The following is a 21,625-nucleotide window of genomic DNA, read 5'->3' as shown; positions in this document are numbered from 1 at the left end:
GTGTAAGCGCGAGAGCGAGGTCATCAAAGCTACAACCACGCCAGGTGCCCTTTCGGTGCCGCGGCGGCTTGAACTTGTGCAACCGATCATAGTTGACGTATTCGTTGTCGACGAAGAAACGCGTCTACCGCTCGGACGGCCTTGGCCTTGGCTGAAATTGGCGTTGGACATCTCTTCTCGCATGGTGACGGGCCTCTATCTAACCATGGAGGCGCCATCGCGAGTTTCGATAAGCCCATGCATACTGCACTCCGTGTTCGACAAGACCCCATGGTTCCAGGAGAGGGGTAGGCACTGCAGCTCTTCTGCGAGCGATTCTCCAGAAGAGCTGCTTTCACGCCTAATGTGCTGATTCTGAAGCATGGCTCTGAAACTTTCGCAAACTTAGTTGGAACGGACCAAATGGCGTCACGGGAGCATACGGAACGATATGGGAAGCTTTCCGTTTCTGGCCCACGAAAAACTCAATACAATCAACGATCTTAAGACGCCCTCCGGGCCCACCAAAACATCCGCATAAACCATTTGTTCTAGCTATGTTTTTTGAGAGTTGCCCACAATGTGGACTCGAACCCCTCTCGTTTTGAAGAAGCTCGAAGCGTTTTTACGCACTTCAAGCACTTCGAATGGAGCCCAGTCGTCGCGAGTGCTGAACTTGAGCGACCGTTGTCGTGTTTCGGTAAATTGCGCGCTCCTGATATTCAGTCTGAACGACTTTCAGCGAATGGCGGCTTTGCGCCCACCTATCGGCCGTTGAAGCTGGCTCGTGCATCACTCGGAAGGGGGTTGGTGCAGTGACATTGTTCAGCGATCGAGTGGAGCTATCTTCACTGTCCATCTGTCACGTTGCTACAACTTGGTCGGTGCGCGACGCAGGTTCGCGGCGTGGCAAATGAGGTAGCGCAATGAACTTTGTCGACGTGGACCTTAACTTGTTGCGCGTTTTCGATGTGATGATGCGTGAAAGGAGCGTAACGCGCGCAGCTACCGAGCTGGGAAGAACGCAATCCGCCATCAGCCACTCGCTATCAAAGCTCCGGTTCTTATTGCAGGACGAATTGTTCACGAGGCATGGAGGCGAGATGCGGCCGACGCCTCGGGCGATGGAGTTGCTGTCAGATATTTCTACTGCGCTCGCAACCATTCGTGCCTCGATCGACCGTCACCAGGTGTTCAATCCGGCGACGACCCGACGCAATTTTCGCGTTGGACTTACGGACTACCACGCCATGACTCTTATCCCCGGGCTGATCCGGGAATTTTCCAGGCAGGCACCCAACGCGACGCTAAATGTCATTCCTGCAAACGGACCCGAAATCGGTTCATCGGTCTATTTGAGACAAGTCGACTGTGCGCTGACGGGAGCAGCAATACGCGACGATCCGAGCCTCTTGAGGGTGGAACTTGGCCAGGATCGGCTGTTTTGCGCAGTGTGGAGCGGAAGCAAGATCGCAAGCAGCGCAATGACGCTGGAAACGTATCTGGCCAGTTCGCACCTGCAGATTTCAGCAGACGGCATAGCGGAAGGGCTGGCCGATGCCGCGCTCAAACAGATGGGTTTACGGCGCAACGTGGTTGCAACCATCTCGAACTATCTGGTGCTGCCCTGGGCGCTACGCGGCACAGAACTGATTACCCATTGCGGCGATGCCATCCTGCAGATTCTGGATGAGAAAAGTGAGGTGACGTTGATCCCGCCGCCTCTTGCCATATCCAATGTAAACGCCTGGCTGATCGTCCATCGCCAGATGGCGAACGACCCCGGCACCAAATGGCTTCGGGACGTTATCGTGGGTATCTACAACGGCTCGCGAGCGAGAGACGCCAAGGGCGGTCCGTCGAAGGCTCTGGAGCGGCGGGTTTTCTATGAATGATGCTCATTTTTGAAATGAGAACAATCGATTTGACGAATAGTTGAACTCAAGAGCACATTCCCTTCAACGATAACAGGGGAATACCGGAATGAGATCAACGTTTAAGGTTTTTACTGCCCTCGCAATCGCGTGCACAGCCGCCCCGGCGTGGTCCGCGACCCTGGACAACGTCAAGAAGAATGGTGTGCTTACCTGTGGCACGAATTCGGCCACGGCGGGCTTCAGCCTTCCCGACAATGAAGGCAAATGGACCGGATTTGTGGTCGACTATTGTCGCGCGGTTGCCGCCGCCGTGCTGGGCGATGCGCAAAAGGTCAAGTTCATCCCGTTGACGCCAAAGGATCGCTTCACGGCCTTGCAGTCGGGAGAGATCGACATTCTCGCGCACAATGCGACCTGGACCTCCTCGCGCGATACGTCGCTCGGCATATTGTTTGCTGGCACATATTTCTATGACGGCCAGGGATTTATGGTGCGCAAGGCGGATAACATCACATCGGCCAAGGGGCTCGAGGGCGCGTCGATTTGCGTCACCCAGGGCACCACGACCGAGTTGAACCTTGCGGACTATTTCCGCTCGCAATCGATCAAATACAGCACGGTAGGTTTCGCCGACGAGGAGGCTGTCGTGAAGGCTTATGAGGAGGGACGTTGCGACGTCTTGTCCGCGGACACTTCGACCCTGAACGCATCTCGGCTTCGCATGGCCAAGCCCGACGAAAGCGTCGTTCTTCCCGAATTGATCTCGAAGGAGCCGCTTGGCCCGGCAGTGCGGCAGGGCGACGACCAGTGGTTCAATGTGGCGAAATGGACGCTCTACGTCATGGTGGCAGCGGAAGAATATGGGGTCACCTCCAAGAATGTCGATGCAATGAAGGCGTCGGACAATCCCGGCATCCGCCGTTTGCTCGGCATCGACGGCACCATAGGCAAGGACATCGGGCTCGCTGACGACTGGCCGGTTCAGGTAATCAAGCAGGTCGGAAACTACGGCGAAGTTTTCGATCGGAATATCGGCAAAGACTCACCGCTCAAAATGGACCGCGGCATAAACGCGCTCTGGAACAAAGGCGGCGTTCAGTACGCCCCGCCGATCCGCTAGGCAAAGCATGGTTGCGGGGCGCCGGCGCATCGCCGCCGGGGCCTTGCACAGATCCCGATAGGAACAGCCATGTCAGACTTGTCTCTTCCGGCGCCCCCGCGCAGGAGCCTATCGCTGCACGATACAAAAGTGCGAGGCGTTTTCTACCAGCTCTTGCTTGCCTGCGGCCTGTTGGCCTTGGCTGTAGGCATCGGCATGCAGACCGCCTCGAATATGCGGGTGCGGGGGATTCCACTCTCATTTGCATTTTGGAACGACGCTGCCGGCTTCGACATCAATCAAGCCCTGATACCGTATGACGAGCTTTCGACCTACGGCCAAGCCTTCTGGGTGGGAGTGGCCAACACCCTCTACGTAAGCGTCCTCGCAATCTTGTTTGCGACCTTGCTTGGCTTCTTCATCGGCGTTGCCCGCCTCTCGCCAAACTGGATCGTTTCGAAGGTGGCGACTGCCTATGTCGAGCTTGTGCGCAATGTGCCGTTATTGCTGCAGCTGCTATTCTGGTACAACGCCGTTCTCAAGCCATTACCTGCCCCGAAGGCGTCAATTGCGATCCCCGGCGGCGTTTATCTCAACAATCGCGGCCTCATCATTCCGGAGATCCAGCTTCATGCGGGAGCGGGGTTGGTAGGCCTGGCATTCGTGGCGGCCGTCTCCTGCTGCATTGCATTCTGGTTACGCGCCAAGAGCGTCCAGAGACGAACAGGCAAGCAACTGCCGGTCTTTCGAGTAAGTCTGGCGACGCTTATAGGGTTTCCGCTGATCGTGTTCCTGGCGGCTGGCGAGCCGGTCTCGTTCGTCGCGCCGGAGCTGCGCGGCTTCAATTTTCAAGGTGGACATCAGCTCTATCCGGAGTTTGTCGCGCTCCTGATCGGTCTGTCGGTCTATACCGCATCGTACATCGGCGAGATTGTCAGAAGCGGGATCCAGGCGGTGCCAAAGGGCCAGACGGAGGCTGCATATGCGCTCGGGCTGGCGCCGGGCAAGACGCTTCGCCTGGTCGTCATTCCGCAGGCGCTGCGGATCATCATACCGCCTCTGACAAGCCAGTACCTCAATCTCACCAAGAACTCGTCTCTGGCGGTGTTCATCGGCTATCCGGACCTCGTGCAGATATTTGCAGGGACGGTGCTCAACCAGACCGGCGCTGCCGTTCAGGTCATGGCGATTACTCTGTCCGTCTATCTCATGATCTCCATCGCCACGTCGTTGGCCATGAACGCATGTAACCGACATTTTGCGATTGTCGAGAGGTGACGCATGAGCGACCAGCCCATGGATTTGTCGGTTGTCGCCAGTGGCACGCTCATAGCGGCGATGGCGCCCCCCGCCGACATTCGGCCACGTCCGGTGACCTGGATGAAAAGAAATCTGTTCTCGTCACCTTCGTCAGGCGCCTTGACAATATGCTTTGTCCTGGTCGCCGTGTGGCTGCTGCACCACTTTCTGAACTTTGCAATCTTCAACGCGGTCTGGAGCGGCGGCCACGAAGCTTGCCGTGCGAACAGCGAGGGAGCCTGCTGGCCCTTCATCGCCGAGAAATTCGATTACCTGCGATACGGCGCGTATCCGGTCTCAGAGCGGTGGCGCGTCAACCTCACCCAAGCAATCGGCGCCATCCTGATCGTTTGGCTGCTGTGGACGAAGGCGCCGCGACGCAAGCTGGCGGCCTTGCTGTTCTTCCTTGCCTATCCCGTTGTCGCATTCGTTCTGTTGCGCGGCGTCGCTTGGCTCCATTTGCCTACCGTCGACACGACGCTCTGGGGCGGTCTCTTGATTACGTTGCTCATGTCGATTGTGGGCATCGTCTTCTCGCTTCCTATCGGGATCATCCTGGCGCTCGGACGCAGGTCGGAACTCCCTTTCGTCAAGGCGGTTTGCCTCACATTCATCGAAGTCGTTCGGGGAGTGCCGTTTATCACGGTGTTGTTCATGGCGAACTTCATGATGCCGCTTTTCGTCCCAGACTACCTGACGCCGGATCGTCTCCTGCGCCCTCTCGTCGCGATAGCGCTTTTTTCGTCCGCCTACATGGCCGAGGTTGTCAGGGCCGGCCTTCAGGCGATCCCGAAAGGCCAGTTCGAAGCGTCGAAGGCGCTCGGGATCAGCTACTTCGATATGATGCGCCTGATCGTCCTTCCCCAAGCGTTGACGATCGTCATACCGAGCATCGTTTCCACATTCATCGGACTGTTCAAGGACACGACGCTGGTCGCGATCGTTGGCATCGCGGATTTCTTGCGGGCCGTCGAATCGGCACGGGCCGATCCGAACTGGGCAGGTCCGACGATCTCCTCAACCGGCTACCTCTTTGCGGGATTGGTCTACTGGGGCTTCTGCTTCGGCATGTCCCGTTATTCGCAATCGATGGAGCGCCGATTGGCGCACGGCCACAAATCCTAGGAAGCGACGAAGATGTCCCAACCAATGTACGCATCGACGAAAAGAGCGCCCTATAACCAGGCCATCGCCGTCGAGTTGCGTGACGTCAACAAATGGTTCGGTTCATTTCATGCGCTGAAGAACATCAACCTCTCGGTGCCTCGTGGTCAGCGCATCGTGATCTGCGGCCCCTCCGGGTCGGGCAAATCGACGATGATCCGATGCATCAACCATCTCGAGGAGCACCAGTCAGGCGAGATCATCGTCGAGGGCAATGCGCTAAGTGAGGATCTGCGCAAGATCGACGAAGTCCGCAGCAATGTTGGAATGGTCTTTCAGCATTTCAATCTGTTTCCCCACCTTACGGTGCTTGAGAATTGCACGCTTGCGCCAGTTTGGATGAGGAAGATGCCGCGGGCAGCGGCTGAGCAATTGGCGCGCCACTATCTGGAGCGCGTCAGAATTACAGAGAAGGCGGACAGCTACCCAGGGCAGCTGTCGGGTGGCCAACAGCAACGCGCTGCAATTGCCCGGGCTCTCTGCATGACCCCAAAGATCATGCTCTTCGACGAACCGACCTCGGCCTTGGATCCGGAGATGGTCAAAGAGGTCCTGGACACGATGGTGACGCTCGCCAGCGAGGGCATGACGATGCTGTGCGTGACCCACGAAATGGGCTTCGCGCGGGAGGTGGCCGATCGTGTGGTGTTCATGGACCGCGGGGAGATCGTTGAAACGAACACGCCCCATCAGTTCTTCACCAACTCCCGATCGGAACGGACGCGGCAGTTTCTGGCGCAAATCCTCAAATAGAGACGGTCGCGAAGCCGAAGCGGCCGTAATCGTGGCAACAGATTTCCCAGGTGATTATCAAATGGCTTGTGCAGACACGCCCGCATCAGCGGCTGGGCAAAGAAGTGTTGGGGGGATTGATTTCGACCAAATCCACGACCGCCAGCAATTTGGATCCGTTAAATGGGCCAACCAATGGGATGAGTTCTCTCCGCGCGTCGAGGGCAGGGACCTGCTGTCTCTATGGACAGCGGATATGGATTTTCGTGCCCCGGAAACCGTCATCGCGCGGCTGCGCGAAGCCGCGGACCATGGGATTTACGGCTATACCCGCCGCGATGCGCGCCACTATGAGATCGTGCAATCGTGGTTCACACGCCGTCACAATTGGTCCCCCGCGCTGGGGACCCTGCTTCCAGCCCCTGCGATCATGCCATCAGTAGCTGCGATTCTGCGAACCTTCACGAAGCCCGGTGACGGCGTCATCGTGCAGTCGCCTGTATACTCCCCATATTTCGAAGTGATTCAGGGAAACGGTCGTGTCCTGCTCACTAACCGGCTGACGCTGCAAGACAACAGATATGAGCTCGATCTGGAAGACTTCGAGAAATTGGCCGCTAGCGGCGCAAAAGTGTTCTTGCTCTGCAATCCGCACAACCCTGCCGGAAAAGCCTGGACACTCCAAGAATTGACGGCGCTGAACGACATTTGCGAGCGCCACGGAGTTTTGGTGATATCCGACGACATTCACTGCGACATAAGGTTGTCGGATCGGCCCCACATCGTCTTCTCCTCCATCTCGGATGATGCCGCGGAGAAATCCTTCATCTGCACCGCTCCGACCAAAACCTTCAACCTGGCCGGGGTTCCTTCGGCAACGATTTCGGTGGCGAACAAAAAGTGCCGCGACAAGCTTCTTGCCGCGATGCAGGCCACATTCATGGTGAACGCGAACTTCTTCGGCCGCCTTGCTCTGGAGGTTGCTTACGATACCGGTGCGCCCTGGCTGGACCAGCTCACGGGCTACATTGCCGGAAACGTCGATCTGGTTTGTGAATTCGCGGACCAATACCTTCCTGGCATTACGCCGATGCAGCCCGACGCATCGTTTCTGGTGTGGTTGGATGCGCGCGAGCTCGATCGCAGAGTGGGTGGAGTTCAGAAGTTCCTTGTCGATAACGCTGGGGTCAATCTTTACGACGGTCGCGTGTATGGTCCTGGCGGCGAAGGCTTCATCCGCCTGAATGTCGGCTGTCCGCGTGCGTTGCTGCATCGGGGGCTGGAGCGCATGTCCAAAGCGCTGACATCCCCTTTAATTGACCGGAACCGAGTCTGAGCGCTGCTAAGGCGAATTGCCGTCATCCCAACGCGACCGCCACGATGACCAGAGGGTCGTCGCGTATGGCGGCGGCGAGTCCGGGACCGAGAGGCGGGCGCAAATTATCTTGGCAGCAAACCTCCAGGCAGCCGGCTTCATGACGACTGCGAACCATTGGGGTGCAGTAATTGCGTACGGTGATCAACCGGCGCAAGTCGAAGAATTGCTGCCGTCCTCCAGTTACAATCAAAAAGAGGCGGAGCGCAAAGGCCCGGAATTTCCGGCTAATTTCTTCGCTGCGACAGAGACATAAAATGGAATCTGGAAGTCTGTGGAAGCATTTCGATTTCATCGATTGTGGAGGTCCCATGTCCGCTCTCGTCGTCATAGTCTACCCTGCGGAGGCCAAGGCAGAAGAGGTGCGCCAGCGTCTGTTTGCATTGCAGAAGGAATACCTCATCAACATCGGTGATGCGATGATCGCAACCAAAACGGAAGCCGGCAACGTGAAGCTCAATCAAGTCATGAACACGACCGTTGCCGGGGCCGTGTCGGGCAGCTTCTGGGGCTTGCTTATCGGCGTCATTTTTCTCAACCCGGTGATCGGTGCTGCAATTGGCGCCGCTTCCGGCGCGCTCGGCGGTGCGTTGACGGATGTGGGAATAAACGATGCCTTCATGAAAGATCTCTCGGCCAGCCTGCAGCCTGGAAATGCCGCCTTGTTTGTGCTCGCTCACGGAATGACAGCGGACAAGGTGCTGGACGCGATCAAGGGATTTGGTGGCGTCGTGCTCAAGACATCGTTGGACGAGACGAACGAGCAGATCCTGCGCGACGCGCTTAGCCAGGCAGCCGCGGCCGCCTAGATCGAGCTCAGTTGCCGCTCTGGAATCGCGTGAGCGATCGCCTGACAACGTGGACGAGAAATGAGATGACGCAGGTACGAGGCCTGTTTGCCCGCCCTAGCACATGGTTGCTGGTCGTTGCATTGTTGTCGGCATGCACCGTCGCCGTCGATCAGGCACGTCCTGTTTCGAGGCGGCCGTAAGCTTGCAGCTTGGTACATACGCCTGTTTGTGGCCGACGGGGCGACAGGCTGCGGACATTTGGCAACGCCTGCATGGCCCGCGCCCAAGGATACCAAATCGTCAGAAAGGGTGAATGCCGCATGTCGCGACCTACGCCGCCAGCAGCCTGCACCCTCCAGTTTGCTCCGGTTTGTGCGACCAGGAGCGGACGCTTTCGTATGTTTTCCAACGCATGCCTGGCCCGTGCCGACGGCTTCCGGCCTGTTCACGCAGGCCGCTGTCGCTGAGCCAAAGGGATTGAAGTGCTTTCCCCCTCGCGGGGACGTCCGCTGGCATGGGGCGCCTTATGCACGCAAGTACGAGTCGATCGACTTACTGGCTATTTCACACGCCACGCGGAGCGATTTCGACGGACCCACAATCAGCCGTTTCCGCGGGGGAACCCTTGATTGCGCGAGTCTATTTGCGCGGACAGTGGTTGCCAGCCCATTTGTCGACAACGCGTCGAAAAACGGAATGCGTATTAGACCAGTCTAGCGTAGCTTGAACGTTGCGCTGTTGCCATTGACGATCGATTCTTGCTTCACACGCCGCCTCTCCCTCAGTGTTGTCAACACACAACTTCTTCTTGTCTTTCACAATCTGCTGAACCTCATAGTCGACCTGGCCAGCGGCTTCTCCAAGGTCTACGCCCGCGTTAGCTGCGTGCTCCATGGTTGAAACAGCACCGGTAAAAGTCGCTGGAACTTGCAGCCCCATAGCTCTTATCTGAGTGATGAACTTGCCTACCTTGTCCAAAGCGTCGCGTGCTTCCTTCACTGTGGCAGCGTTGGTTGCCGGATCGCATGGCGTGGCTTTGTCTTGGCTTCTGCACTGTTCAATGAACGTGTTGTAAGCGGCGGCGCTCCGGTTGCGGTCGTCAACATTACGGTAGCATCTTATGTATTTCTGTACGCATAAGTCCTTGGCGGAGCCCTCAAATTTTCCTGCCGCGGTGCGGTTGCTAAGACGGTCACAATCTATAGGGCCTTTGCCACATTGAGCTTCAATGCTGACTTTTCTTGCTTGCTCCGGGTAGAGTGGGCAGACCTTGGCGGCGACTGCGGAATCCAAATGGGATCTTTCTTTCGAGAAATCCGCGCCCGCCTTGCCTAAAGACGGCGTTGCAATTGCTATCAAACCAGCAATGAACAATGGCCATTGGCAATGATGATAACTCGAGCCCCCCTTGGTCCCATCCGCTATGCTGTTTCACCTCGCCCTGTCGGCAAGATAGCTTAGGGCGTCAGCGGCGTCCTTTGCGGCCTCCGCGTCACACATTTTGAACGTGGCGCTGTCCACATATTCCTTTTGGGCAGAGTTGATAGATATGTTGCCGCAGATGCCGTTTATGCAACCTTCGTTCACCCATGAATGCGCAATACATTTTTCGGTCTTACATGTGGCGATCAAATCCGCATCTGAACTGCGAAATGAAAGCAGTTTCAAAAAGCTTTTAAATTCGCCGCTATTTGCTTCGTATCCCACTTGCTCCGTCTCGTTGACGGATTCTGTCATCCTCGACGAGGCCGAGAATTTCCTGGCGTTCCCGTTATAGTCAATCACAAATAGCTTTTGACCCGCACCAGTACCTTCCGGCACACGAGGGCATTTGAATGACTTCACCACGAGTTCCAAAGCGTCGGAAGCCTCGTCCGCCATGCTTCTTTCGACCGGCATGAGAGCGATCACTAGAAGTGACACAGCCAAGGCCCGCCATCTAGCGGGCAGCGCACCCCGGTTCGCTTGGTCCGCAATCCCAGCCGCTTCCATCAGAAGATCCACCCCCACCTTGGCGGCTGCCGCTGGATCTGGAATTCTGCACCGCCGCTGCCACTCCGAGTAGGATCTGCTGAAAGGCCTCCATCTGACGCTGGTTCCGTGCGTTAATCTCTGCATTCCTTTGCTCCTGTCGCTGCCGCGCCTGTTCCTGGCGCTTGTATCTCTCCTGTCTTTGAAACTCAGCTGTTTGCCTTGCGTTCTCCTCTTCGGCCTTGCGAAACGAATCGAAAGTTGGGGCAAGCAGATTGTCAGTGTTGGCCTTGTTGGTTTTATCAGCATTGGCCGCCTTGTTTCGAGCGCGTTTCAAGCGCGCGGCGAAACGTGAGGTCTCCGATTGCTCCGACCCCTGTTTGTCCGGGTGAGCCATCCGATTCATCGCATTTTGTGCGACCGTTTCTTTTTTCTTTATCTGCGCACGGCAGCTGTAAACATGCTGATTGTAAGCGGATATAACCTTGTTTTGCTCATCGATAGCCTTTGAGCACTGCATTATCTTATCGTAGCAAGCCTGCCATTCTTTACTGGGCGCTTTGAACTTCGCGTCGCAGTCGCGCGCGGCTTGTCCATCGCGAAAGCATTCGGCCGCGCTGATCCGATCGTAAGTGGGCATGTCGGCATTGCAGACGTTATTGGCCACGTCCTGACGAAGTTGATCCGCAGTTTGAGCGACGCCAGGCGATGGCATAAATGCACACCAGGCGCCGAGTGTCACCGCCACGGCAGCGGTTGAGGACTGTCGCTTTGAAGACATGGGCGGCGCCTCTCATATTCGGCTTATCTAAAATAACACAAAGAGCGGTCGACCAAAAGACAGTGCCCTGATCCGCGATCCGGTTCAGTCCGTATCGAGAGCTGGTCGCAAAGGGGCCGCTCGACCAGCCTTTCACCGGGCTGGAAATACAAATCCATGATCGCCTCGCGCATGCGCTCCAGCGCCAGCGTCCTCAACGTCTTGGCGGAGCGTCGGTCGCCCTTACGCTTTCGAGAGTGATGGGATCGGTTATGTAGAGAGCTGTAGAGCAGCCGCCGGCAAAGACTAGCTAGCCGCACGCAGGTCGTCGCCGTAGGCCACAGCGACGGTCTTTTCTCTCAGCTGGCCCTATATTGTCATCCAAGTCTCTCTGTCAAAAGGTTGGCGACTAGTTTGGCCCATTTCCTTGCCACGAGCATGGGGCCATACGCTGGTTAGACTGCCTGCGCTGTGCAGCGACTCAGGAAGAACCGGTGCGGCATAAGCCGTGGGTACCGGCGCTGCATGGCGCCGGGGCTCATACCTGCCGGCGCCATCGGCCCGATGCTCAGTGTCGTCAATTCGTGCTGTCAACGAGGAAGGCCCGCTGCTTCGGTTTCGGCGAAGCAAAGGACAGAAAAAGACTTCTTTTGGCGATCCGGCCCGGATGCTCTTTTGCAGGTCTAGAACACATAAGGCGCGCCCGGGAGGCGACGCATAACAAGAGAGCGGCCGCAAAACGCCGCCTGGCATAGGCCGCTTGAAAGGGGCCGATGCCGGCAACAGCCATGGGGAACCACGACAATGAAGACATTCCGCAATTGCCTGATGACGGCGGTCAGCGCAGGCCTGCTCAGCCTGGGGCTTGCCGCTCCCGCCAATGCCGGCGCCATTCGCCTCGGCATGACCACCTGGGTGGGTTATGGGCCACTGTTTCTCGCCCGCGACCTCGGCTATTTCAAGGAGGCCGGCGTCGATGTCGACCTGAAGGTCATCGAAGAATCGGCGCTTTACATGGCGGCGGTTGCCGGCGGCGATCTCGACGGCGCTGCCTCCACCGTCGACGAGCTCATGAAATACCGCTCCGACGAGCTCTGCTTCAAATATGTCGTGGCGCTCGACGACAGCCATGGCGGCGACGGCGTCGTCACGGAGGCCGACGTCAAGTCGCTCAAGGATCTGAAGGGCCAGCCCGTCGCCCTGAACGAGGGCTCCGTTTCCGAATTCTGGTTCAATGTGCTCCTGAAAAAGGAAGGCATGACCGAGGACGATGTCAGCGTCACCAACATGACCGCCGATGACGCCGCGACGGCCTTCATCGCCGGACAGGTTCCCGCCGCGGTGACCTGGGAGCCGCACCTCACCGAAGTCCGCAAGGGCGGCAAGGGCAAGGTGCTGATCGACTCCACGACCACGCCCGGCCTGATCGTCGATGTGATCGCGCTCAAATGCGACCTGATCGAGAAGCACCCCGAGGACGTGAAGGCCCTCGTCAAGGGCTATTACAAGGCGGTCGAATACATCAAGACCAACCCGGACAAGGCCTATGAGATCATGGCCAAGGGCATTGGCGGCTATCTCGAGAAGCCTGAGGATTTCGCGGCCGGCGCCAAGGGCGTGCGCTACTACGACCGCGCCCGCAACCTGGAATTCTTCGGCACGCCGCAGAAGAGCGAAGCGGCCGACCTGGTGAACTTCGCGCAGGACGTCTGGGGCAAGGCCGGCAAGCTCAAGATGACGATCGACTCGAAAACCATCCTCGACACCGATTTCATCAAGGAACAGTGAGCCATCGGAATGGCGGGGCCCGCCCGGCCGGGCCGGTCCCATCTTCCCAAAGCCGGATCTGGTCGGCCTCTCCGGGGCCGGCCTCCCTTTTCCCGAAAGCTTCAGCTTCGCGCTGAAATCACGGAGGCCATCTTATGGCACAAAGGCGGACGGCGTGGACGCGCCTGACGACTCCATTCGCCAATATCCCCGCCAGCACGGCAACCACGCTCGCTTTGGCGATGTGGGTCGTCGTGATCGGCGGCTGGGCCTTACTGTCCTATGGCCGCGTCGTGCCGAACATGTTCCTGCCGACGCCCGGAACCGTGCTCGAGACGGCCTACCGCATGTCGCTCGACGGCAGCCTCTTCTACCACACGCTGACCAGCGCCAAAGTGGTCATCCTGGGCTTCATCGTGTCGTCACTGATCGCGGTGCCGCTGGGACTGTGGATGGGCACCTACCGGGCGGTGCAGGCGCCGCTGGAGCCGCTGGTCAACTTCATCCGCTACCTGCCGGTGACCTCCTTCGTGCCGCTGTTCATCCTTTGGATCGGCATCGGCATCGAACAGCGCATAGCGGTCATCTTCTTCGGCACGTTCTTCCAGCAGCTGGTGATGATCTCCGACTGCGCCCGCAGCGTCTCCAGGGACCTGGTCAACGCCTCCTACACTTTGGGCACCAAGCGCTCAGAAGCGGTGTGGCACGTCATTTTCCCCGCAGCGCTTCCGGCGATCCTCGACACGCTTCGCGTCACCATGGGTTGGGCCTGGACCTATCTGGTCGTTGCCGAGCTCGTCGCCGCGTCGAGCGGCCTCGGCTATATCAGCCTCAAGGCAATGCGCGGCTTCCAGGTGGATGTGATCTTCATGGCGATCGCCGCAATCGGGCTTCTGGGCCTGATCACCGACACGGCATTCCGCATTCTCCGGGCAAGGGTCGCGCCATGGGCACCTTGATCTTGAACGCATCCTCGCAAAACGCAGCCGGATCAAGGGTAGTGATGACCGAAACCGTCAAGGCGAACAATTTGGCCGGCACGGCCCATGCGGCCGGCGATCCGCGTTCGGCCGGCACCACGATGGCCATCGAGGACGTGACATTGCGCTATGGCGATGCCAATGGCGTGCTGGCGCTGGACGATGTGTCGCTGAAGGTGGCCAAGAACGAATTCTGCGTGATCGTCGGTCCTTCGGGATGCGGCAAATCCAGCCTGCTCTACCTCGCCGCCGGCCTCAATGACGCGACCTCGGGCAGCATCAAGGTCGACGGCCGGGAAGTGATCGAACCCGGCGCCGACAGAGGCATGGTCTTCCAGAGCTACACCTTGTTCCCGTGGCTCACGGTGCGCGCCAACATCGAATACGGGCCGAAGCGCAAGGGGCTGCCTGCGGAGCAGCGCAAGCAGATCGTCGACCAGTATCTCAACGAGGTCGGCCTCGCGTCCTTTGCGGACCACTACCCCGCCCAGTTGTCGGGCGGCATGAAGCAGCGCGTGGCGATCGCGCGCGCCCTGGCCAATGACCCGGCTGTCCTGTTGATGGACGAGCCGTTCGGCGCGCTCGACAGCCAGACGCGCGGCACCATGCAGAAGCTGCTTCTGCGCGTCTGGGAGCGGCAGCAGAAGACGGTGCTCTTCGTCACTCATGATATCGACGAGGCGCTGGTGCTCGGCGACCGCGTTCTGGTGATGACGGCAAGGCCCGGCAAGATCAAGGCCGAGATCAAAGTCGACATCCCACGGCCGCGTTCGATGGACGTCATCCTCGAACCCGACTTCATCGCGCTCAAGCGCCGTATCCTTGGCCTTCTGCACGACGAGATCGACGAGGATCACTGAGCGCAATTTCCAAGAGCAAAAGTCGAGGCAGTCCAGCAGTGCTGAACGCCGATCTGCCCCGATGTTGAAGGGTGAGACGGCCTCTACCTTTCGCCGTTGCGCGCCGGGCCGAGGATCATCTCCGAAGCCTTTTGCCCGATCATCATGCTTGGCGCGTTGGTGTTGCCGCCGATCAGCTTCGGCATGACGGAGGCATCGGCGACCCGGAGTCCGTCCACGCCTCGCACCTTGAGTGTCGCCGGATCGACGACGGCCATGTCGTCCGTTCCCATCTTGCAGGTTCCGACCGGGTGATAGACGGTCAGCGCCTCGGCGCGCAGATAGGCCAGGATCTCGTCGTCGGTTCGGACATCCTTGCCCGGCAGCATCTCCTGGCCGCGCACCGCGTCGAACTCGGACGAGGCAAAAATCCGGCGCGCGATCTTGATGCCCTCCACCAGCACCATGGCGTCGTCTTCATGCGTGAAAAAGCGGTGGTCGATCAGGACGTCGCGGCGAGAATTGTCGCGCGACAACCTGATCTCGCCCACGCTTTTCGGTCTGAGCACGCAAGTGTGAATGGCGTAGCCGTGGCCGTATTCGATCAGCCTGCCGCGATGGCTGCGATAGCCCGGCACGAAATGGAACTGAATGTCGGGCAGGCCGTTCGCGTGCTTGGTCTTCGCAAAGCCACCGGCTTCGACGTAGTTGGTGGTGAGCATGCCCTTACGGCGGGCGAAATACTGGAAGGGCGCCGCTGCCATGCGCGGCAGGTTGGCGAGTGAGAGGCCGAGCGTCCTGGTGCTTCTGGACCGCACGGTGATCATGCCATCGACATGGTCCTGCAGGTTCTTGCCGACGCCCGGCAGGTCGAGGATCGGCGCGATGCCGATCTGCTTGAGCTCGGCTGCCGACCCGATGCCGGATGCCATCAGGATCTTGGGCGAGTTGATGGCGCCGGCCGACAGCACGATCTCGCGGTTGGCCGAGAGCTGCTTCTGCTGGCCCTCGTGCCGCACGCGCATTCCCGTGGCGCGACCCCCGGCGATGACGAGGTCGATCACCTCGCATTGGCTGAGCAGCGTCAGGTTCTTGCGATCGAGGACGGGACGCATGAAGGCGCTGAAGCTGCTGAAGCGCTGTCCACGATCCTGCGTGACGTTGTAGATCCCGAGGCCGAACTGGCTTGCGGCATTGAAGTCGGTGTTGGCAGGCAGACCGGCGCTTGCGCCAGCTTTCACGAACATGGCGGAAAGCTCGTTCGGATCACGGGGATTGTCGACCAAAAGCTCGCCGTCGCTGCCGTGATAGCGTGGGTCCTGGGCAAGCAGGTTGCGCTCCAATTTCTTGAATACCGGCAGCACATCGTCATAAGCCCAGCCGGCGCAGCCGAGTTCGGCCCACTCGTCATAGTCCTGGGCGGCGCCGCGAATATAGACCATCGAATTGATCGAGCTCGATCCGCCCAGCGCCTTGCCGCGGTTGACCGGAATGCTGCGGTTGTTGAGGTGGGGCTGCGGCACGCCGACGAAACAATAGTCGTAGTTCGGGTTGCCGTAGAGCGAGAGGATGCCCGCCGGCACCTTGACGCGCAGACTGTTGTCGCTGCCGCCGGCCTCGATCAGGCACACTGTGACCGACGGATCGGCGCTCAGCCGATTGGCGACCACGCAACCGGCCGAGCCGGCGCCAACGACGATGTAGTCAAAGCTTTCAGTTTTCATGCCCAGCCCCTCGAGAATGCCGGCGCTCGAGGCATGGCAGAACAGGCCGCCGCGAAGGCGTATCCTTGTTCCGGAACAGTTCCGCGCGGACACATGTCCGGCTTCGCCCGCCACCTCTTACAGCGCTGTCGATCCGACCGCTGGGACTCTAGGTGCGTCCATCGGTGCGAGAAATTCGGAAATGGTTACGCGTGACTTCGGAGATTCGTTATGGGCGCCCGCCGCCACGTGCTGCTACTTGTGAGCGCCAGCAGAGAAGCGGTCGGATGGCGCAGCCTGGCTGCATCCACCAACTGCCCGAGATCGTTTTCATCCCGCGCGGCGGAAGCTGTCGGATGGTCAGAAGAGGACCGAGCATGTCGGTTGAGAAGGTAGACACGCTCGTCGTCGGCGGCGGCCAGGCCGGGGTGGCGATGAGCGAGCATCTGAGCAAATGCGGGGTGCCTCATCTTGTGCTTGAGCGCGGCCGGATCGCCGAGCGCTGGCGCTCGCAGCGATGGGACTCCCTGGTCGCCAATGGCCCGGCCTGGCATGACCGGTTTCCGGGCATGGAGTTTCCGGTGACGGGTCCCGACGGTTTTCCTCCCAAGGAGGAGGTCGCCGACTATTTCGTCGCCTATGCAAAGCAGATCAATGCGCCGATCCGCTGCGGCGTGGAGGTCAAGCTCGTGCAAAGGAATGTCGGCCGTCCGGGATTTAGCGTCGAGACCTCGGATGGGGTGATCGAAGCCAACAGCGTCGTGGCCGCGACCGGGCCTTTCCAGGTCCCGGTCATCCCACCGCTCGTTCCTGCCGATGCCGGCATCCTGCAAATCCACTCCAGCGCCTATCGCAACCCGGCGCAATTGCCGAAGGGCGCGGTGCTGGTGGTCGGAGCGGGATCCTCGGGCGTGCAGATTGCCGATGAGTTGCAGCGCTCAGGCAGGCGCGTCTATCTCTCGGTCGGCCCGCACGATCGTCCGCCGCGCGCCTATCGCGGGCGCGACTTCTGCTGGTGGCTGGGCGTGCTCGGCAAATGGGATCTCGAAACCCCAGGGCCCGGCACGGAGCATGTCACGATCGCGGTGAGCGGCGCGCGCGGCGGCGAGACGATCGATTTCCGCCGTCTGGCGGCGGAGGGGCTTACGCTTGTCGGCATGACAAAGACGTACCAGGACGGCGTGATGAGTTTCGCGCCGGATCTTGCGAAGAACATTGCCAGGGGCGATGCCAGCCTGATGTCGCTGCTGGACGAGGCCGACGCCTATGTCGAGCGCAATGGTCTCGACCTTCCGGAAGAACCTGATCTTCGCAAAATCGATTCCGACCCGGAATGCGTGACCAATCCGATCCTCAAGCTCGATCTTGCCGAAGCCGGGGTAGCGACGATCATTTGGGCGACGGGCTTCGCCGTCGATTACAGCTGGCTGAAGGTCGACGCTTTCGACGAGAGGGGCCGACCAAGGCATCAGCGCGGCGTCTCGACAGAGCCCGGAATCTATTTCCTGGGTCTGCCCTGGCAGTCGCGCAGAGGCTCGAGCTTCATCTGGGGCGTCTGGCACGATGCCAAACACGTGGCCGACCGTATTTCGACGCAGCGCAAATATCTCGCCTACCACGCCGCCGCGACGCGCGAGACCGTGGACGCCTGATCAAAGCTGCGAGCCCGATCCCTGATGGAGACCAAGATGGCGCATACGCGAATTCGCAAATTCAACACCAAGGACACCTATCCCGAGCAGAAGCTCGACAACGATCTCTGCCAGGCGATCGTCACGCGCGGCGGCCGCACCGTCTATCTGCGGGGACAGTGCCCGCAGGACCTCGACACGGCCAAGAACATCGACAGCCACGATCCGGTCGAGCAGACCCACAAGGTCATGCAGAATATTAGGCAGCTCATCGAGGAATGCGGCGGCACGATGGAGCATCTGGTGAAGGTGGTTGTCTACATCACCGATGTCCGCCATCGCGAGGCTGTCTACCGGACGATGGGCGAGTACATCAAGGGCGTCCACCCGGTTTCGACCGGCCTGGTCGTGTCGGCGCTCGCGCGGCCGGAATGGCTGGTCGAGATCGACGGCACCGCCGTCATTCCGGACTAAGCGCCATGACCTTCTCCATCGTCGCGCGCTGCAGGCGCACAGGCATGTTCGGCGTGGCGGTGTCGTCGTCGTCTCCCGCGGTCGCGGCGCGTTGCGCCTATGCGCAGGCGGGCGTCGGCGCGGTCGCCAGCCAGAACGTCACTGACCCGACACTCGGGCCGCGGGCATTGGAATTGATGGCGCGCGGCGCCTCCGCCGCGGAGACTGTCGCGATCCTGAAGCGCACGGCCGCCTTCAGTGAATACCGTCAGGTGCTGGCGGTCGACGCCGCAGGCGTCAGCGCGATCCACTCCGGGCCGAAAGCGCTCGGCATCTGGGCCGAGGCGCACGGCGAGGACGTTGCCTGCGGAGGCAACCTGCTCGCGAATGACGGCATCCCGCGTGCCATGGTCGACGCCTTCCTTGCTTCCGAAGGCCATCTCGGCGACCGGCTGATCGTCACGATGCGCGCCGCGCTTCATGCCGGCGGCGAGGCGGGGCCTGTCCGCTCCGCCGGCATGAAGCTGGTCCGCGATGTGTCCTGGCCCGTCGCCGACCTGCGTTGCGACTGGACCGAAGCGTGTCCGATCGAGCAGCTGGCAACGCTGTGGGAGATCTACAAGCCACAGCTCGATGCCTATGTCACCCGCGCCCTCAATCCGTCCGACGCGCCGAGCTACGGCGTCCCCGGTGACGAGTAGTCCGACCAGTTCTGGAGCGAGCATGAGCGAACTCAGCCACAAGGAGTGGGTCGGCAAGGCGTCCGCGATTCGCTTCCGCGACAAGGCGTTCATCGACGGCAAGCCGGTGCCGGCGCGCTCCGGCCGGACCTTCGCCAGCGTCAATCCGGCCACGGGAGCGACGCTCGCCGAAGTCGCCTCCTGCGGGGAGGAGGATATCGATTTCGCCGTCGCGGCGGCGCGGCGTAGTTTTGAGGCCGGCGTCTGGTCCCGAACGAGTCCCCAACATCGCAAGCAGGTGCTGCTGCGGCTGGCGGAGTTGCTGCGCGAGAACCTGCAGGAGCTCGCGCTGCTGGAATCGCTGGATATGGGCAAGCTGGTCAAGGATGCCGCCACCATCGACGTGCCGGGCTCGGCGGCGATCTTCCAGTGGTACGCCGAAGCGATCGACAAGATCTATGACGAGGTGGCGCCGACGGGCCAGGGTGACCTAGCTCTGGTGCGGCGCGAGCCGGTTGGCGTCGTCGGCGCCGTGGTGCCATGGAATTTTCCGCTCGACATGGCCACCTGGAAATGCGCGCCTGCGCTGGCGGCGGGCAATTCGGTGGTGCTGAAACCCGCCGAGCAATCGCCTTCCTCGGCACTCAGGCTGGCGGAACTCGCCATGGAAGCGGGCCTGCCCGCCGGCGTGCTCAATGTGGTGCCGGGCCTGGGTGAGACCGCCGGCCAGGCGCTTGGGCGGCATATGGATGTGGATTGCCTCGCCTTCACCGGGTCGCCCGCGGTCGGCAAGCTGTTCCTGCAATATTCCGGCCAGTCGAATATGAAGCAGGTCTGGCTGGAGACCGGCGGCAAGAGCCCCAATCTGGTGTTCGCGGATTGCGCCGACCTGGACGCGGCTGCCGACATGGCCGCCTTCGGCATCTTCTTCAACCAGGGTCAGGTCTGCTCAGCCAATTCCCGGCTTCTGGTGGAGCGCGGCATCAAGGACGCGCTGGTCGAGAAACTGGCCGAGCGCGTGGCGGCGACGCAACCCGGCGATCCCCTCGACCCGGCATCCAGGATGGGTGCGATGGTGGATGCGCGGCATGCGGCGACGGTCATGCGTTTTATCGATGGCGGCAGGAAGTCAGCCCGACTGGTCGCCGGAGGCCGCCGGGTGGCCGTCGACGGGCGCGGCAGCTTCGTGCAGCCGACGATCTTCGACAATGTCTCGCCCGAGGATCCGCTCGCCCGCGACGAGATATTCGGTCCGGTGCTGTCGGTCATCGCCTTCGATAGCGAAGAGGAGGCGCTGCGGATTGCCAATGACAGCGTCTACGGCCTTGCGGCATCGCTTTGGACCGACAGCCTGTCGCGGGCACACCGTATCGCGGAAAGACTGCGGGTGGGCACGGTTTCGGTGAACACCGTCGACGCGCTGAGCCCGATGACGCCCTTCGGCGGCTTCAAGCAGTCCGGCTTCGGGCGCGATCTGTCGCTGCACGCGCTCGACAAATACACCGCGCTGAAGACCACCTGGATCAAGTACTGAGGAGCGGCCGCGACTTGATTGCAGCGACCAAACGGGCATCATAGAAGCCCATGCCGCTTCGTTTCACGCTCAGACAACTCGAGTACTTCGTCGCCGTCGGCGAGGCGGGGTCTATCGCCAAGGCGGCCGAGCAGGTGAACGTCTCGCCGCCGTCGATCTCGGCTTCGATCGCCCAGCTCGAAGCGGAGTTCGGTGTCCAGCTCTTCGTGCGCAAGCACTCGCACGCGCTTGCCCTGACGGCGGGCGGGCGCCTGTTCCTCAAAGAAGCTGCGCGGCTGCTCAACGATGCCGATGCGCTGCACGACATTGCCGGCGATATCGCCGAAAAGGTGCGCGGACCGCTGGCGATCGGCTGCCTTTTGACCTTCGCGCAGATCGTGCTGCCGGCGCTGCGCCGGAAATTCGAGGACGCCTATCCGGACGTGCGCGTCCGGCAGTTCGAGCGCAACCAGGGTCAATTGTTCGAGATGCTGCAGCGTGGTGAAATAGACGCAGCACTGACCTACGATCTCGAACTGTCGCAGGACATGACATTCGAGCCGCTGATGCAACTGCCCGCCTATGTGATGCTGCCGGCCGCGCATCGCCTGGCGGGGAGGACGGGCATCACCCCCGAGGAACTGGTCGATGAGCCGATGGTGCTGCTCGATCTGCCCTACAGCCGCGAATATTTCCTGTCGGCTTTCCAGCCCAAGGGACTTCGGCCAAAAATCGCCGAGCGCACCGGCGACATCGCCGTGATGCGCTCGATGGTCGCCAATGGCTTCGGCTACGGCATCGCCAACATGCGGCCGCTCAACACCATGTCGCCCGACGGCAAGCTGCTGGTCTTCGTGCCCTTGCTGGGAGACATCAGGCCGCTGACCATGGGAATTGCGCTGCCGAACGCCGAGCATCGCACGCTGACGGTGCAAGCCTTCATCGACCACTGTCGCCGCTTCGTCGTCGAGCAGGGCGTCTTCGGCACCGAACGCATCGTCAAATGAGGAGG

The 21,625-nt window shown here is 60.4% G+C and carries 19 protein-coding genes and 1 pseudogene; 15 read left to right on the top strand and 5 right to left on the bottom strand.

Annotated features, from left to right (window positions below; genetic code table 11):
- Positions 1-905: 905 nt before the first annotated feature.
- From FJ423_RS04035 to FJ423_RS04005, 7 genes are all read left to right on the top strand, one after another.
- Positions 906-1,874: a LysR family transcriptional regulator gene (locus tag FJ423_RS04035; protein ID WP_140839392.1), complete on the top strand. Its 969-nt coding sequence runs from the start codon at positions 906-908 to the stop codon at positions 1,872-1,874.
- An 88-nt stretch (positions 1,875-1,962) separates the two neighbouring features.
- A complete protein-coding gene (locus FJ423_RS04030; RefSeq protein ID WP_140839390.1) occupies positions 1,963-2,976 on the top strand; it encodes an amino acid ABC transporter substrate-binding protein in 1,014 nt (337 codons plus the stop codon).
- Between the two features lie 69 nt (positions 2,977-3,045).
- Positions 3,046-4,233, top strand: coding sequence for an amino acid ABC transporter permease (locus FJ423_RS04025; protein WP_140839388.1), 1,188 nt, complete (start codon positions 3,046-3,048; stop codon positions 4,231-4,233).
- A gap of 3 nt (positions 4,234-4,236) precedes the next feature.
- A complete protein-coding gene (locus FJ423_RS04020; protein ID WP_246680082.1) occupies positions 4,237-5,379 on the top strand; it encodes an amino acid ABC transporter permease in 1,143 nt (380 codons plus the stop codon).
- A gap of 24 nt (positions 5,380-5,403) precedes the next feature.
- Positions 5,404-6,171, top strand: coding sequence for an amino acid ABC transporter ATP-binding protein (locus tag FJ423_RS04015; protein WP_140839386.1), 768 nt, complete (start codon positions 5,404-5,406; stop codon positions 6,169-6,171).
- Between the two features lie 31 nt (positions 6,172-6,202).
- Entirely contained in the window at positions 6,203-7,486 is a 1,284-nt protein-coding gene (locus FJ423_RS04010; protein WP_140839384.1) for a MalY/PatB family protein, read from the top strand.
- Positions 7,487-7,836: 350 nt separating this feature from the next.
- Positions 7,837-8,334, top strand: coding sequence for a DUF1269 domain-containing protein (locus tag FJ423_RS04005; protein ID WP_140839382.1), 498 nt, complete (start codon positions 7,837-7,839; stop codon positions 8,332-8,334).
- Between the two features lie 621 nt (positions 8,335-8,955).
- Here the strand turns inward: FJ423_RS04005 and FJ423_RS03995 are convergent.
- The 4 genes and pseudogenes from FJ423_RS03995 to FJ423_RS34045 all read right to left on the bottom strand — a co-directional run.
- Positions 8,956-9,690, bottom strand: a complete 735-nt coding sequence (locus FJ423_RS03995) for a hypothetical protein (protein WP_140839380.1) — start codon at positions 9,688-9,690, stop codon at positions 8,956-8,958.
- Between the two features lie 57 nt (positions 9,691-9,747).
- Positions 9,748-10,197 (bottom strand): hypothetical protein, encoded by a 450-nt coding sequence (locus tag FJ423_RS03990; protein ID WP_140839378.1) that lies wholly within the window; start codon positions 10,195-10,197, stop codon positions 9,748-9,750.
- A gap of 58 nt (positions 10,198-10,255) precedes the next feature.
- Positions 10,256-11,068 carry a hypothetical protein gene (locus FJ423_RS03985; protein ID WP_140839376.1) on the bottom strand — a complete coding sequence of 271 codons (813 nt, stop codon included), beginning with the start codon at positions 11,066-11,068 and terminating at the stop codon, positions 10,256-10,258.
- Between the two features lie 92 nt (positions 11,069-11,160).
- Positions 11,161-11,265: pseudogene (locus FJ423_RS34045) on the bottom strand (GntR family transcriptional regulator); the annotation flags it as partial.
- Between the two features lie 586 nt (positions 11,266-11,851).
- Here FJ423_RS34045 and FJ423_RS03975 point away from each other — a divergent pair.
- The 3 genes from FJ423_RS03975 (at position 11,852) to FJ423_RS03965 (ending at position 14,654) form a co-directional block, all read left to right on the top strand.
- Complete coding sequence (locus FJ423_RS03975) at positions 11,852-12,835, top strand: ABC transporter substrate-binding protein (protein WP_140839374.1); 984 nt, start codon at positions 11,852-11,854, stop codon at positions 12,833-12,835.
- 134 nt (positions 12,836-12,969) lie between these two features.
- Positions 12,970-13,773: an ABC transporter permease gene (locus tag FJ423_RS03970; RefSeq protein ID WP_140839372.1), complete on the top strand. Its 804-nt coding sequence runs from the start codon at positions 12,970-12,972 to the stop codon at positions 13,771-13,773.
- A gap of 122 nt (positions 13,774-13,895) precedes the next feature.
- Entirely contained in the window at positions 13,896-14,654 is a 759-nt protein-coding gene (locus tag FJ423_RS03965; protein WP_210239545.1) for an ABC transporter ATP-binding protein, read from the top strand.
- 83 nt (positions 14,655-14,737) lie between these two features.
- Here the strand turns inward: FJ423_RS03965 and FJ423_RS03960 are convergent, their stop codons facing one another.
- On the bottom strand, positions 14,738-16,357 hold the full coding sequence (locus tag FJ423_RS03960; RefSeq protein ID WP_140839368.1) for a GMC family oxidoreductase N-terminal domain-containing protein: 1,620 nt from the start codon (positions 16,355-16,357) through the stop codon (positions 14,738-14,740).
- A 356-nt stretch (positions 16,358-16,713) separates the two neighbouring features.
- Here FJ423_RS03960 and FJ423_RS03955 point away from each other — a divergent pair, with 356 nt between their 5' ends.
- The 5 genes from FJ423_RS03955 to FJ423_RS03935 are packed head-to-tail and all read left to right on the top strand — an operon-like array spanning position 16,714 to position 21,620.
- Complete coding sequence (locus FJ423_RS03955; protein ID WP_140839366.1) at positions 16,714-17,988, top strand: NAD(P)/FAD-dependent oxidoreductase; 1,275 nt, start codon at positions 16,714-16,716, stop codon at positions 17,986-17,988.
- Positions 17,989-18,024: 36 nt separating this feature from the next.
- Positions 18,025-18,441 carry a RidA family protein gene (locus FJ423_RS03950; RefSeq protein ID WP_140839364.1) on the top strand — a complete coding sequence of 139 codons (417 nt, stop codon included), beginning with the start codon at positions 18,025-18,027 and terminating at the stop codon, positions 18,439-18,441.
- Between the two features lie 5 nt (positions 18,442-18,446).
- Positions 18,447-19,121, top strand: a complete 675-nt coding sequence (locus tag FJ423_RS03945; protein ID WP_140839362.1) for a DUF1028 domain-containing protein — start codon at positions 18,447-18,449, stop codon at positions 19,119-19,121.
- 22 nt (positions 19,122-19,143) lie between these two features.
- Complete coding sequence (locus FJ423_RS03940; RefSeq protein ID WP_140839360.1) at positions 19,144-20,634, top strand: aldehyde dehydrogenase; 1,491 nt, start codon at positions 19,144-19,146, stop codon at positions 20,632-20,634.
- A gap of 50 nt (positions 20,635-20,684) precedes the next feature.
- Positions 20,685-21,620, top strand: a complete 936-nt coding sequence (locus FJ423_RS03935; protein ID WP_140839358.1) for a LysR family transcriptional regulator — start codon at positions 20,685-20,687, stop codon at positions 21,618-21,620.
- Positions 21,621-21,625 lie beyond the last annotated feature (5 nt).

Origin of the sequence: Mesorhizobium sp. B2-8-9 (assembly GCF_006439475.1) — a bacterium.
Classification (GTDB): domain Bacteria; phylum Pseudomonadota; class Alphaproteobacteria; order Rhizobiales; family Rhizobiaceae; genus Mesorhizobium.
This window is presented reverse-complemented; position numbering and strand designations above follow the sequence as displayed.